The organism is Pseudomonas sp. EL_65y_Pfl2_R95 (genome assembly GCF_963971045.1).
In the GTDB taxonomy this organism is placed as follows: Bacteria; Pseudomonadota; Gammaproteobacteria; order Pseudomonadales; family Pseudomonadaceae; genus Aquipseudomonas.
This window is the reverse complement of sequence record NZ_CAXAOV010000001.1, coordinates 686,172-699,793: the sequence shown is the minus strand read 5'-3', so window position 1 is coordinate 699,793 and position 13,622 is coordinate 686,172. Positions and strand designations below refer to the sequence as shown.

Sequence of the window (13,622 nt, the reverse complement as noted above, 5' to 3'; positions counted from 1 at the left end):
TATCCACATTTACCCACCTGATCAGAAATTGATCAGCTATAACAATAGAGAAACTTGCCATGTTGACCCTAGAACTGGATGCACTTACCACAACCGCTTTGGCTCTGCTGCTGCTCGGAGTTGGCGCCTTTCTGAAAAAACGCAGTCATTGGTTAACCCTTCTTTGTGTACCTGCCCCCGTTATTGGAGGCTTTGGTTTTGCTTTGTTGGTGTGGCTGTTGCGTGACCAGCAGTTACTCACGCTCAAGTTTGATACAGCCTTGCAAACCCCCTTGATGGTGGCGTTCTTTACCACGGTGGGGCTGGGTGGCAGCCTTGGACTATTGCGCCAGGGCGGTAAAATTCTTTTTGTGTACCTGGGCGCCTGCTGGTTCTTGGCACTGTTGCAAAATGTCTTGGGTGTCGGCGTCGCCAGCCTATTGGGAGTCGATCCTTTACTGGGGTTGATGGCCGGTGCTGTATCGCTTGAAGGTGGCTTCGGTGCGGCTGCTGCCTTCGGTCCCGTGGCTGAAAGTCTTGGCGCTCAGGGGGCAACTACTGCGGCACTGGCCGCAGCAACCTTCGGTATGGTTGCCGGTGGCCTGCTTGGGACACCCATTGCGCGCTGGCTTATCGAGCGCAAAAAACTCGCGGTAGTGGCAGAGCAGGTGGGTTCACTCGGTGCCTTGGATGCGGGTGAGCAGAAACCGGCTCAAGCACTGGATGCCCCGATCCTACTGCGCTTGCTGGCCTGTGTGTTAGTGATCATGGTCTTGGGATTCTGGTTGGGTGATGCCTTAAACGAGCACCTAGGGATAGTGCTTCCCAGCTATGTTGGCGCCATGTTTGTTGCGGTGTTATTGCGCAACCTGAATGACCGTGCGCGCATCATCGAAATTCCAGACTCGGCCATCAGCACTATCGGCGATGTCTGTCTGGGGATTTTTCTGACCATGGCGATGATGAGCCTCAAATTCTGGGAGCTGGAGACCCTAGGTTTGCCGTTGCTTGGGATATTGGTTGTGCAGATCGTGGTGATGATCCTGCTGACCGTATTTGTGCTGTTTCGCTTGCTGGGCAGCAATTATGACGCAGCCGTTCTTTGTGCCGGCTTTATGGGGCATGGTCTTGGGGCTACGCCAAACGCGGTGGCGAATATGGGCGCGGTGTGCGAGCACTACAAAGTGTTCTCATACAAGGCCTTTATCATTGTGCCTTTATGCGGCGCGGTACTGATCGATATCGTGGCGATCCCGCTGATCACCTGGTTTCTCAACGCATTCGCCGGGGTCTGATGGCCGGGCGAATTCATTAGGCCAACAGCCATGTCTAGTCCTGAAATAGGGTTACAGCTGTTAACCCTAACGCGGGGTGCGCTGCACTGGCCAGGCAGTGCAAATGGCTTTCCCCCTGCAAATGGTGAATGAAGAGAGCGTCATCCACCTTGCGATCAACGCAACACCAGAACCTAAAAAGCCGCTGAAGTCAGCGGCTTTTTAGGGTGTGCCCAAAGGCTGTTGCGGCTATTAACCGCCGAGATAAGCATCCCGCACTTTTGGATCATTGAGCAGTTCTTCACCGCTGCCCTGCATGACGATACGACCGTTTTCCAGCACGTAGCCCCGATCCGCCAGCTTCAGTGCCTGGTTGGCATTCTGTTCAACCAGAAACACGGTTACACCGTCATCGCGCAGTTGTTCGATGATGTCGAAAATCTGCTGGATAATGATCGGTGCCAAGCCCAGTGATGGCTCATCGAGCAAGAGTAACTTCGGCTTGCTCATCAGCGCACGGCCAATGGCAAGCATCTGCTGTTCGCCGCCACTCATGGTGCCGGCGCGTTGCTCGAAGCGTTCTTTGAGGCGTGGAAACAGGTGCAGCACCTTGTCCATTTGCTCTTGAAAGTCATCTTTGTCGGTAAAGAACCCGCCCATGGCCAGGTTCTCTTCCACGGTGAGGCGGGCGAACACCCGGCGACCTTCAGGCACCACGGCAATACTTTTGCGCATGATGTCTGGAGTTTGCATACCAACCAGCTCTTCACCCTGATAACGGATGCTGCCGCTGGTGGCTTGCGGGTTTCCGCACAGGGTCATCAACAGGGTTGATTTACCGGCGCCGTTGGCGCCGATTAGGGTGACGATTTCACCCTGGCGGACTTCCACGTTCACATCGTGCAGCGCTTGAATCTTGCCGTAGAAGGTCGAAACGTTGTCGAAATAGAGCATTACGCTTCTCCCAGATAGGCTTTGATGACATCCGGGTTATCGCGGATCTGCTGCGGGGTTCCATCGGCCAGCGGTGTGCCTTGGTTGATCACGAAAATGTGGTCGGAGATGCTCATCACCAACTTCATGTCGTGTTCAATCAGCAACACGGTGACATTGTGCTCATCACGCAGTACACCGATCAGCGCCTTCAAGTCTTCGGTTTCGCGTGGGTTAAGGCCTGCGGCTGGCTCGTCCAGCATCAGGATGCTTGGCCGGGTCATCATGCAGCGGGCGATTTCCAGACGACGCTGTTGACCGTAGGCGAGGGTGCCTGCCGGGCGATTGGCGAATTCGGTCAGATTGACCCGCTCCAGCCAATGCGCCGCGTAGTCCATGGCGTCGCGCTCGCTTTTGCGAAACGCCGGGGTCTTGAACAAGCCGGCGAGGAAGTTGGTGTTGAGGTGACGGTGTTGTGCCACCAGCAAGTTTTCTATCGCGGTCATGTCCTTAAACAGGCGCACGTTTTGAAAGGTCCGCACCACGCCTTTACGAGCGATTTTGTGGCCGGTCAGGCCTTCAATTTGCTCGCCATTGAGGCGCACACTGCCGCTGGTTGGCTGGTAAAAGCCAGTCAGGCAGTTGAACACGGTGGTTTTGCCGGCGCCGTTCGGGCCGATCATCGACACCACTTGTTTTTCATTAACGGTCAGATTCACACCATTGACGGCCAGCAGACCGCCAAAACGCATGGATAAGCCGCTTACTTCTAGAATCGGGCGGCTCATTGTTTCAACTCCAGGTGCGGACGCTGCATGGGCAGCAAGCCCTGCGGACGCCAAATCATCATCAATACCATCAGGGCTCCGAAGAACAACATGCGGTATTCACTGAACTCACGCATCAGTTCAGGCAGCAGGATCATCACGATCGCGGCGAGAATCACCCCGAGTTGTGAACCCATGCCGCCAAGTACCACGATGGCAAGGATGATTGCTGATTCAATGAAGGTGAACGACTCAGGTGTCACCAAACCTTGGCGAGCGGCAAAGAAGCTGCCGGCAAAGCCTGCGAAGCTGGCACCCAAGGTAAAGGCCGAGAGCTTGATGATGGTTGGGTTCATGCCCAGTGCACGGCAAGCGATTTCGTCTTCACGCAGAGCCTCCCACGCGCGGCCAATCGGCATACGCAGCAGGCGGTTGATCACGAACAGCGTCAGCAACACCAGCAGCAGGGCGATCAAGTACAGGAAGATAACCTTGTTGATCGACTGATAAGCGGTGCCGAAGTACTCATGAAACGTTTGCATCCCTTCAGCGGCTCTACGCTCGAACGACAGACCAAACAGCGTCGGTTTGTCGATGCTGCTGATGCCGTTCGGGCCACCGGTGAGCCATGTCATGTTACGCAGCAGAATGCGGATAATTTCCCCGAAGCCCAGGGTCACAATCGCCAGATAGTCACCGCGTAAACGTAGCACCGGGAAGCCGAGAATAAAGCCGAAGAATGCCGCCATCAGCCCTGCGATTGGCAAGCACACCCAGAACCCCAGTCCATAGTAATGGGACAGCAGGGCATAGGTGTATGCGCCAACGGCGTAGAAGCCGACGTAACCCAGATCGAGCAAGCCGGCAAAGCCGACAACGATGTTCAAGCCGAGGCCAAGCATCACGTAGATCAGGATCAGAGTGGCGATATCCACGGCGCCCCGGCTGCCAAAAAACGGCCATGCCAGTGCAACGACGACCAAGCCAAGAATAATCCAGCGCTGGGTCGAAGGCAGGGTGATGAAGTTAGTCGCTTTGCTGGGAACACTTGGCAGTTTCGGCGCTTGTGACCATGCCGCACTGATTGGGCCGCGAAACAATTGCCAGAAGAACATGGCAATGGCGCAACCGGCGATAGTCCACAGAACCGCAGGGCTGGCATTGTGCACTTCGAGCTTGATGCCAACGGTAGTCAGCTTCAGCCCCAACACCGGGTAGGCCACAGCCACTACCAGCAGGGCACTGAAGAAAGCCGTCTTGAGGTTTTTTGTAATTGCCGAACTCATACCTTTTCAACCTCCGGACGACCCAGGATGCCAGTCGGGCGGAACAGCAACACCAGCACCAAGAGGCTGAAGGCCACAACATCTTTGTATTGGTCGCCAAAAATATCGGCGCCAAAGGCTTCAGCCACACCCAGTACCAAGCCGCCAAGCACCGCGCCCGGAATGCTGCCAATACCGCCGAGTACCGCTGCGGTGAAGGCCTTGATTCCGGCGAGGAAGCCCAGGTGCGGGTTGATCACGCCGTATTGCAAGCTCAGCAGGATCGAGGCCACTGCCGCCAGTGCGGCACCAATTACGAACGTCAGGGCGATGATGTTGTTGGTGTTGATGCCTAACAGGTTGGCCATCTTCAAGTCTTCAGCACAGGCGCGGCAAGCGCGGCCCAGGCGAGAGCGGGAGATAAACCACGTCAGGCCAATCATGACCAGGAAGGTGACGATGAAAATCAGCACCTGCATGTACGAGATAACCACGCCGTTCATGCTGTTTTCGCCGAACACGAAGTTACCCGGAAGCAGGTTGGGAATGGCCTTGTCTTTAGAGTCCTGCGCGAGAAGCACTTCGTTCTGCAGGAATATCGACATGCCAATTGCCGAGATCAGGGGGATCAAACGGTTGCCACCGCGCAATGGTCGGTAAGCGACGCGTTCAATACTGTAGCCATAGGCGCTGGCAACAATGATGCTGGCAGCGAATCCTGCGATCAGCACAATGGGCAGGCTATGGATGCCAAACATGGCGAGACCGGCGACCGCGATAAACACCACGTAGGAGCCAATCATGTAAACCTCGCCGTGGGCGAAGTTGATCATGCCGATGATGCCGTAGACCATGGTGTAGCCGATGGCGATCAACGCATAAGTGCTGCCAATGGTCAGACCATTAACCAGCTGTTGCAGGTAGTGATAAAGATCAGGCATTGCCTAGCTCCTGGGTCGTTGCGTAATGCATCGCTTGTGGCGCCGCGCAAGACCGGGATTCTTCTAATAAACAAAGCCCACTGCGGCTGCAGTGGGCTTTGGGTTCGGACAGTGAGGCTTATTTAGCTTCGGTTTTTGTACCGTCCTGGTGCCATTCGTAGACCACGAAGCTGAAGTCCTTCAGATCGCCCTTCTCGTCGAAGGAAAGGTCGCCGGTTGGCGTCTTGAAGCTGTTGGCGCGCAGGGCTGCGGCAACTTTATCGGTGTCAGTGCTACCGGCTTTTTCGATGCCGCCGGCAATTACCTGTACCGCTGCATAAGCAGGGAATACGAATGGACCGCTTGGGTCTTCGTTTTTAGCTTTGAAGGCTTCAACCAATGCTTTGTTGGCTGGGTCTTGGTCGAAAGACTTCGGCAGGGTCACCAGCAGGCCTTCAGAAGCAGGGCCAGCGATTGCAGAGATCTCTTTGTTACCCACGCCTTCTGGGCCCATGAACTGAACTTTCAGGCCTTTCTCAGCCGCTTGACGCAGCAGCAGACCCAGTTCTGGGTGGTAGCCGCCGTAGTAAACGAAATCGACACCGGCTTGCTTGAGCTTGGAGATCATCGATGAGAAGTCTTTGTCGCCGGCGTTGATGCCTTCGAACATGCCTACTTTGACGCCTTTGGCTTCAAGAGTCTGCTTCACGGCAGTGGCAATGCCTTCACCGTATTGCTGCTTGTCGTGGATGACTGCAACATTCTTCGGCTTGATGTGATCTGCGATGAAGTTACCGGCGGTTGGGCCTTGCAGGCTGTCCAGACCGATGGTGCGGAAGATCAGCTGATAACCACGTGCAGTGATTTCAGGGCTGGTCGACGCAGCGGTAACCATGAGAATGCCTTCGTCTTCGTAAATATCCGAAGCAGGCTGAGTGGAGCTGGAGCACAGGTGACCAACAACAAACTTAACGCCATCGTTGACGATTTTGTTGGCAACGGCAACGGCTTGTTTCGGATCGCAAGCATCGTCATAGACCACGCCTTCGAGCATCTCGCCGTTTACACCACCCGCTTTGTTGATCTGCTCAATGGCCATTTTTGCGCCAATGAACTGCATTTCACCGTACTGGGCAACAGCGCCAGTAACCGGACCCGCCAAACCGATTTTGATTGTGTCTGCAGCCATTGAGTAGCTTGCAACGCCAGCCAATGCCATGGCGGCTAACAGTTTGGAAACCTGCTTAGTTGCCTTTTTCATAATGCTCCACTCTTGTGTTTTTAGTTGTTGTAGTTCTTGCGGCCAAAGCTGCAGAACCGAGTTCTATACCTCGGTCGTACCCCTAGCAACTGTACCGGTACAGTGTAGAGCGCTGATTTGCGCCTTGAAAAGCCGGAAGCAGGGGGCAATGCACGAGGATGTCGCTTAAATATAAGAAATGTATAGAAAAACGGCGTGCCTTGGTTCCATTTTATGACGTCAGGCAAACTTGCCTGCCAGCATGCCGACGTTATCATGATGGCAATCAAAAATCGGCTAAAAAATAGGCATCACCATGACAGAACAACCTAGCACCCTCTATGCCAAACTTCTTGGGCAAACAGCACCTATTGTTTGGCAGGAGTTACAACCCCACTTTGCCAAGGGCGCTTTGTTGTGGGTTGAGGCGGATCAGGATTTAATAGAGGTCGCGCAGGCTGTGGTCGAGAATGACATCACCAAGGTGTCAAGCTGGCTCTCTGCTGGCCATGTCTCTAAAATGACTGATGAGCGAGCAGAAAGCCTGTTGACCCGTGATCCCCAGTTGTGGGCCGTGGTCGTTGCACCATGGGTGCTTGTTCAAGAGCGCATGGATGCACCAAAAGAGCGCTGAACGGTCAGCCAATATCGGTGGTCATAGCTGTTTTAGGAATCTGTGAAAAGCTGGAGCAGTCGTTTTCACCGGTTCCTTGGGCGTGTGATTAAATTTTCTACATGGAGTAGCACAATGTTTGAGCCAGGACACATACATCGCACCAAGCAACGCGCTTCGAGCGATATTCCTGAATTTAGTGTCGATATTTACTACGACGTGCACCGGGATGAGAATTTCAAGCCGGCCCTGTACATGCGCATGGCGGGAAACGTTAACGGCTCAATGTTTGAAGAGTCCTTTGAGCTGCCGCGCGAAGAAGCCTTTAACTTCGCCAGCGTGATTGGCCGTATTGGTAAAAAATACGGCGTGCCGGGCAGTGATGGCCTGATTGCACGTAATCATAATGACTACGACAAGATGTATGCCGATATCAAGGCTAAGCTTGGGGTTCCGGTCGAAGTACTTGAGCCTGAAAGCGTCGAGGAACCTGTGCCACTAGTGTCGAAATACGCCGAAGGTCACTTGCATCGCGCCAACAAAGTGGCCAGCGAGGGTCGCCCGGCTTATGTCGTTGATATGTACTACGAGATCCGCCAGGACCCGGTCGAAGGACCAATGCTCGCGGTGCGTATTGTCGGCAATTGCGAGGGCAAGGATTTCGAGGAGAAATTCGAGTTGCACCGCGACACAGCTTACAACTTCGGCAGTGTGGCCACTCGCGCGGCTGCCAAGCACGGTATCCCGGTCAATAACGGCTTAATCATGCGTAATCACAAAGAATACGATTTGATGTTCGCTGATATCCGCAACAAGCTTGAGCTGCGCAGTGGCGAGGCGATTGATTTAGGGCATCTGGACAAGAAATAAGCCTGGCCGCCAGTGATTCAGCGTTGGGTTACTGGCTGACCCAGCGCTGACGCGCCCACGCGCTCAATGCGTCGACAGCTAAAACCAATACCAGCATCGCCAGAATCACGGATGCCGCTTGCGCCTCTTGAAACAGACTGAGGTGGAAGTAGAGCATTTGCCCCAAACCGCCTGCACCCACAAACCCCAACACACTGGCCATGCGGATATTGTTTTCCCAGCGGTACAGGCTGTAGGCGACGAGTTGTGGCCAGACCTCGGGCAGCGTGCCGTAGCAGAACGCTGCCGCTCGTCCGCCGCCCGCGAGGCGAATGGCCCGCGCAGGTTCATCATTGACGTTTTCCAAGGCTTCGGCAAACAAGCGTCCGAGCACTCCCGCCGTGTGCAGGGCCAACGCCAGCGTGCCGGCGTTTGGGCCCAGGCCCGCAGCCAGTACCACCAATGCCGCCCAGACTAACTCCGGTATCGCCCGTAATGCATTGAGCAGCAAGCGACTGGCGCTCATCGCGAGCCAGCCAAAACGTCCGGCAGCAGGCAGTGCAAGCACAATACCGAGCAGCGCCGCCAGCAAGGTGCCAATGGATGACATGGCTAAGGTTTCCAGTGAGCCTTTAGTGATCGCAGCCAAGTGCGGGGCACTGAGGTCCGGGCTGAAAAAACCAGTGGCATAATTGCTCATCTGACTCAGGCCGTCGCCTGCAAACAAGGTCGTCAGGTCAATGTTCAGGTAGCTGAACGAGGCGAATACCGATGCCAGCAGCAAGGCGACCAAGCCGTAATTAAGCACATGCTTCATTGCAGTCGCGCCCGCAGCAATCTGCTCAACTGATCGGCGAGGAGCACCAAGACCAGAAAGGTCAAGAGCATGCTGGCGACTTCACCGCCGGCGAACATGCGTAACGACAGGTCAATTTGCTGGCCCAGCCCCCCGGCGCCGACGAAGCCCATCACCACAGACGCCCTTACAGCGCACTCCCAGCGATACACGGTGTAGGAAAGCATCTCGGCTGAGGCATTGGGTAGTACGCCATAAGCGAATGCCATCATTCGAGGGCTACCCGCCACCAGTAAGGCGCGGCAAGGGCGTGGGTCAACTGACTCGAAAATTTCAGCGTAAACCTTGCCGAGCATGCCGCTGTAGGTGATGGCGATGGCCAGCACGCCGGCCGTTGGCCCCAGGCCTACTGCACGGACGAATAACAATGCCCAGACCACTTCGGGCACGCTGCGCAGCACGATCAATACGCCGCGCACAGGCCAGCGCAGGGTGAGTGACCACCACGCCGGGCGGCCATTGCGGTGCGCTGCCGACAGCGACAGGGCGCGGGTGGCAAGCAGTGCGCAAGGAATCGCAAGTAACAGGGCCAATGCCATGCCTGCGGTGGCGATAGCCAGGGTTTCCAACGTGGCGCGCAAGAGTATTTGCAGAAATTCAGGGTCATGGGCCGGCGGCCAGAAACCGCTGAGAAAGTTGCCCATGGTTTTGCTGTTTTCAGGGTCAAACAAGACTGCCAGATTGACTTCGCTCAGTTGGATGCCGGGCCACAGAATAACCACCGCAAGCAGGGTAAGCACTAAACGGGGCAGGGCGGCGGGGTCGCGTAGAGCGCGTTTCAGCATCGTGGAATCTGCACCACAACAGGCGTTACAGGGGCAACCTCAGGTGCCGGTTGCAGCTTCTCGTTGGCGTATAGCCCATCCAGTTGTTCTGGAGTGACCTGGTCGCTTGGCAGGTCAAAGACAATGCGTCCCGCGCGGACCCCGATCACCCGTGGAAAATGGGCCATTGCCAATTCCACCGCATGCAGGCTGGCGAGCAGTGTCACGCCTCGTGCTTCGGCTTCTTTGCTCAATACACCGAGGGTATGGCCTGCGAGTACCGGGTCCATGGCGGACACGGGTTCGTCGGCGAGAATCATGTTCGGGGCTTGATACAGGACGCGGGCAATACCGACGCGTTGCAGTTGTCCGCCTGAAAGCTGATCACAGCGTTCAAAGAGCTTGTCAGCCAGGTCCAGACGGGCCAAAGCCGCTTGAGCGCCGTTGATATCCACCGGGTAAAGCAAATTAAGCAGGCTTTTAAGCAGTGACCATTGGCCGAGCTTACCTGCAAGAATCGCAGTGACAACCCGCTGGCGCGGCGGTAATGGAGGCGCCTGATGAACCAGGCCGATACGCGCGCGCAGGCGTTGACGCTGCCTTGCACTGAGCGTCCACGGCTGTTGATCAAGCAGGCTGATTGCACCCGTACTGGGTTGCAGGCTGGTTGCAAGCAAGCGCAGTAAGGTGGTTTTGCCAGCACCAGAGGGGCCGATAATGGCAATGCGCTCAGCTGTGTTGACCTTTAGATCAATATCACTGAGCGCAATGTGACCATTGGCGTGGGTTAGCCCCACGCCCTGGAGCGTTAACGTCACTTCAACAAGCCGGCTGCGCGGGCTGCTTCCTCGATGCCTTCGTAGTTTTCAGGCTTGGTTTCGATGAAGCGGCTAGCCGCCTGCAGGTCAAGAATGGCTTTCTGTTCTGGTACGGCTGGGTCCAGTGCCAGGAATGCCGCCTTGATCTTGGCTTGCAGTGCAGGATCAAGGGTGCCGCGCACGGTCCAGTTGTAGTCGAAGTAGGTTGGCGTGGTGGCAATCACCTTAACTTTGTTGGTGTCGACTTTGCCGCTGGCGACCAGTTTTTCCCAAACCGATGCATTGAGCACGCCGCCGTCGGCTTTGCCAGCCTGAACCCAGGCGGCTGTCGCATCGTGGGCACCTGAGTAGGCCACTCGGCTGAAAAACTCTTCAGGCTTGATGCCGTCTTGCAGCATGAAATAGCGCGGCATCAGGCTGCCCGATGTCGAAGACACAGAACCAAAGGCGAATGTTTTGCCTTTGAGGTCTTTGACCGATTTAACCGCAGGGTCGGCGCTGATGAATTTACTGGTGAACTGCGCATCTTGTTCACGTTGAACCAGCGGCACCGCATTACCGGTCTTCAAATGCGTTTGGACGAAGGTGAAACCACCCAGCCAAGCCATGTCGAGACGATCTGAAGCCAGCGATTCAACCACGGCGGCGTAGTCGGCCACCGGCACAAACTCAACCTTCATTCCCAGCTTCTGTTCAAGGTATTCGCCCAGCGGCTTGAACTTACGCAGCAACTCAGTTGGGGCTTCATCTGGAATAGCGGAAACACGCAGCACTTCAGCGGCGTGGCTGCAAACAGCAGAAACAGACAAGGCAATGCCTGCGGCGAGCGCAAGGGTACGTTTGAACATGGCGGGTTCTCCGGTTAAATAGCGGGGAAAGCGGGATGATTATAGAGGAAAGCGTTAGCAAGTGTGGACGCGAAGCATAACGTGTCAGCCACTTAAGTTATGCATAAATGTTTTGTTGGCTAGGCAGTCAGCGCCCACTCGATGTCTCTGCTGGCTGCTGAGAGGGCGTCAACAGGATTATTCGTTTGGCTGCGCCCATACTGCAAGTTCGTTGCCGCTGGGTTCGCAAAAATGGAAGCGTCGTCCGCCGGGGAAGCTGTAAATCGCTTTAACAATGGTACCGCCTGCCGCACTGACTTTTGCTTGCGTGGCCTCAAGGTCGTCACTGAACAGCACAATAAGTGCGCTGCCATTTGTGCTGGTCGAGCATTGCTCAGAGGCGAAGAAGCCACCGTCCAGACCCTGGTCAGAAAACGCCGCGTAATCAGGGCCGTAATCGACAAAGGTCCAGCCAAAAGCGGCGGAAAAAAATGCCTTGGTAGCGGCCAGGTCTTTGGCGGGAAATTCGACGTAATTAATTGTTTCGTGGACAGGCATGTGCAGTTCCTCTTGGTCTTTTTAACCTGTTGTGATGGTCGGGCGTCGGCTCAGGCTTAAGCGCAGTACTAGGGTAGACCAAAGCAGCAGGGTATTTTTCTTCAATCCTCACCGCCGCGCACTGTTTAGCCTTGAGCACTCTTGAAATTGAGTGGTGTGAGGCCTGTATGAGTGTTTGGTTGTCGATGGCGGCGTTTGCCTTGGCCAGTTCAATTTCACCGGGGCCGGTGAATATCATTGCGTTAAGCAGCGGTGTGCACTTTGGTTTGCGCGCCAGTCTGCGTCATGTCACGGGTGCGACAGTTGGCTTCACTCTGTTGTTGGTGTTGACGGGGTTGGGTCTGCATAAGGTGTTGCAGCTCTGGCCATTTCTGACCGAAGTGATCAAGTTGGCAGGCGTGGCTTTCTTGCTGTTCATGGCGTTTAAGTTGGCGACCGACAACGGTCAGCTGAACACCTCAGGCACTGGGCGGGCACCTTCGATGCTTTATGGGGCAACGCTGCAATGGTTAAATCCGAAAGCGTGGATGGCCTGTGTTGCGGGCATGGGCGCATTTGTGGCTGATGGCGATGTGCAGCAGATCGCCGAGTTTTCATCGATCTATTTTGTCGTCTGTTATGTGTCGATTGCCTGCTGGGCTTTGGCAGGAACCTATCTGCAGCAGTACTTAAGTTCGCCAGCAGCCATGCGTGTGTTTAATCGCTTGATGGCGGCGTTGTTGGTGGCCTGCTCCGGCTATTTATTGCTGGCCTGATCAGCCGCGGTATTGCCCGGGCGTTGCAGCGAGAAACTGTTTGAAGGTGCGTTGCAGGTGCGCTTGGTCGGCGAAACCTGCTGCTAACGCCGCGTCGACAATCAACTCACCGCGCTTGAGCAAGCCTTGGGCAAGTTGCACACGCTGGTTGGTGAGATAGGCATGGGGCGTCATCCCGAAATGCTGCCGGAAGGCACGGATCAGGTAAGAACGCGAGAGGCCGGCAGCCTCACTGATCTGTTGCAAGCTCAAGGGGTGCGCGCAGTTATCACGGATAAATTCAGCGGCCAACTCTAGCTTTGCATGGGTCAGTTCCGGTTCGCTGACGGCGCCATTGTGCGGGGCAAGCGTGCGATCCATCAGCTCAAAGAACTGCAGCGCGGCAGCGTGTTTGAGCTCAGGTGCAAGCGACGTGTCGAGTAGGCTGTCGTAGAACTGATTGAAGGCGCTGTATAAGGCTGGCGAGATACTCAGTACGGGCCGGTAAGCACGAAATATTGCGCGCGAATCCTGACGCACGGAGGCTTGTACGTCGGCCAGCCATTGGCAGTCAACGTAAAGCATGCGGTACGACCAGGGCTGCTGATCAATCGGGTTGCAGGCATGCACGGCTTGCGGATTCATCAGCACGCAGGTGCCTTGGCTGATGGCGTGTTGCTGTTCGCCATTGATGTAAGTGCAAGCGCCCGCAGTAATCACCCCAATGGAAAAATGTGCATGGGCATGCAGGGCGTAGCAGACCTTGCGTCCGTCAATGATCGAGCGCGCCTCAATCGCTGGCAATGCAGGATCCCGGCAGAATTGCGGCACGCTATCGGTCATGGTCGTTACTCGGCGATTGCAGCGACGACGGAAATTTCAACCAGCAGTTCAGGGCTGGCCATGCTCGCTTTTACGCACGCGCGGGCCGGGGCAAAGCCGCTTGGTACCCAGTTGTCCCAGATGCTATTCATCGCCGCGAAGTGGCTCATATCTTTAAGGTAAATAGTTGCGCTGAGGATGTGCTCACGGCTGCTGTTTACTGATTTGAGCAGCGCATCAACCTTGGCCAGCATGGTCTGGGTTTGCGCCTCGATTCCAGCGCTACGGTCTTCTGCAACCTGGCCACAGAGGTAAGCAGTATTGTTATGTACGACTACACGGCTCATGCGTGCGGCGGTTTCAAAGCGAGTGATGCTCATGGGAGTCCCTTGATCGGTAAAAA

General features: G+C 55.6%; 16 protein-coding genes. 4 read left to right on the top strand and 12 right to left on the bottom strand.

Annotation, left to right across the window (positions count from 1 at the left end; genetic code table 11):
* Positions 1–59 precede the first annotated feature (59 nt).
* Complete coding sequence (gene gltS / locus AACY09_RS03325) at positions 60–1,274, top strand: sodium/glutamate symporter (protein ID WP_339486049.1); 1,215 nt, start codon at positions 60–62, stop codon at positions 1,272–1,274.
* A 231-nt stretch (positions 1,275–1,505) separates the two neighbouring features.
* Here the strand turns inward: gltS and AACY09_RS03320 are convergent, their stop codons facing one another.
* From AACY09_RS03320 to AACY09_RS03300, 5 genes are all read right to left on the bottom strand, one after another.
* The gene (locus tag AACY09_RS03320; RefSeq protein WP_339486047.1) at positions 1,506–2,207 is read right to left on the bottom strand and encodes an ABC transporter ATP-binding protein; all 702 of its coding nucleotides are present in this window, start codon (positions 2,205–2,207) and stop codon (positions 1,506–1,508) included.
* Positions 2,207–2,974, bottom strand: a complete 768-nt coding sequence (livG, locus tag AACY09_RS03315; RefSeq protein ID WP_339486045.1) for a high-affinity branched-chain amino acid ABC transporter ATP-binding protein LivG — start codon at positions 2,972–2,974, stop codon at positions 2,207–2,209. The genes AACY09_RS03320 and livG overlap by 1 nt, the downstream gene beginning before the upstream one ends.
* Positions 2,971–4,239: a high-affinity branched-chain amino acid ABC transporter permease LivM gene (locus AACY09_RS03310; protein WP_445323763.1), complete on the bottom strand. Its 1,269-nt coding sequence runs from the start codon at positions 4,237–4,239 to the stop codon at positions 2,971–2,973. The genes livG and AACY09_RS03310 overlap by 4 nt, the downstream gene beginning before the upstream one ends.
* Complete coding sequence (gene livH / locus AACY09_RS03305) at positions 4,236–5,159, bottom strand: high-affinity branched-chain amino acid ABC transporter permease LivH (RefSeq protein ID WP_339486043.1); 924 nt, start codon at positions 5,157–5,159, stop codon at positions 4,236–4,238. Before livH ends, AACY09_RS03310 begins: the two co-directional genes overlap by 4 nt.
* Positions 5,160–5,277: 118 nt before the next feature.
* Entirely contained in the window at positions 5,278–6,399 is a 1,122-nt protein-coding gene (locus AACY09_RS03300) for a branched-chain amino acid ABC transporter substrate-binding protein (protein WP_339486041.1), read from the bottom strand.
* Between the two features lie 295 nt (positions 6,400–6,694).
* On the opposite strand from AACY09_RS03300, the gene AACY09_RS03295 reads away from it, so the two are divergent.
* Both AACY09_RS03295 and AACY09_RS03290 read left to right on the top strand, forming a co-directional pair.
* Complete coding sequence (locus AACY09_RS03295) at positions 6,695–7,012, top strand: DUF2288 domain-containing protein (RefSeq protein ID WP_339486040.1); 318 nt, start codon at positions 6,695–6,697, stop codon at positions 7,010–7,012.
* A 114-nt stretch (positions 7,013–7,126) separates the two neighbouring features.
* Positions 7,127–7,861: a DUF5064 family protein gene (locus AACY09_RS03290; RefSeq protein ID WP_339486039.1), complete on the top strand. Its 735-nt coding sequence runs from the start codon at positions 7,127–7,129 to the stop codon at positions 7,859–7,861.
* A gap of 28 nt (positions 7,862–7,889) precedes the next feature.
* Here AACY09_RS03290 and phnE read toward each other — a convergent pair whose 3' ends face one another.
* The 5 genes from phnE to AACY09_RS03265 form a co-directional block, all read right to left on the bottom strand.
* Positions 7,890–8,657 (bottom strand): phosphonate ABC transporter, permease protein PhnE, encoded by a 768-nt coding sequence (phnE, locus tag AACY09_RS03285; RefSeq protein WP_339486038.1) that lies wholly within the window; start codon positions 8,655–8,657, stop codon positions 7,890–7,892.
* Entirely contained in the window at positions 8,654–9,481 is an 828-nt protein-coding gene (locus tag AACY09_RS03280) for a PhnE/PtxC family ABC transporter permease (RefSeq protein WP_339486037.1), read from the bottom strand. The genes phnE and AACY09_RS03280 overlap by 4 nt, the downstream gene beginning before the upstream one ends.
* Complete coding sequence (locus tag AACY09_RS03275) at positions 9,475–10,278, bottom strand: phosphonate ABC transporter ATP-binding protein (protein ID WP_339486036.1); 804 nt, start codon at positions 10,276–10,278, stop codon at positions 9,475–9,477. The genes AACY09_RS03280 and AACY09_RS03275 overlap by 7 nt, the downstream gene beginning before the upstream one ends.
* Positions 10,275–11,126: a putative selenate ABC transporter substrate-binding protein gene (locus AACY09_RS03270; protein ID WP_339486035.1), complete on the bottom strand. Its 852-nt coding sequence runs from the start codon at positions 11,124–11,126 to the stop codon at positions 10,275–10,277. Before AACY09_RS03270 ends, AACY09_RS03275 begins: the two co-directional genes overlap by 4 nt.
* A gap of 177 nt (positions 11,127–11,303) precedes the next feature.
* Complete coding sequence (locus tag AACY09_RS03265; protein WP_339486034.1) at positions 11,304–11,663, bottom strand: VOC family protein; 360 nt, start codon at positions 11,661–11,663, stop codon at positions 11,304–11,306.
* A gap of 167 nt (positions 11,664–11,830) precedes the next feature.
* Between AACY09_RS03265 and AACY09_RS03260 the strand changes: the two genes are divergently transcribed.
* Positions 11,831–12,418, top strand: coding sequence for a LysE family translocator (locus AACY09_RS03260; protein WP_339486033.1), 588 nt, complete (start codon positions 11,831–11,833; stop codon positions 12,416–12,418).
* Here AACY09_RS03260 and AACY09_RS03255 read toward each other — a convergent pair whose 3' ends face one another.
* Positions 12,419–13,240: an AraC family transcriptional regulator gene (locus tag AACY09_RS03255; RefSeq protein WP_339486032.1), complete on the bottom strand. Its 822-nt coding sequence runs from the start codon at positions 13,238–13,240 to the stop codon at positions 12,419–12,421.
* 5 nt (positions 13,241–13,245) lie between these two features.
* Entirely contained in the window at positions 13,246–13,599 is a 354-nt protein-coding gene (locus tag AACY09_RS03250) for a RidA family protein (RefSeq protein WP_339486031.1), read from the bottom strand.
* Positions 13,600–13,622 lie beyond the last annotated feature (23 nt).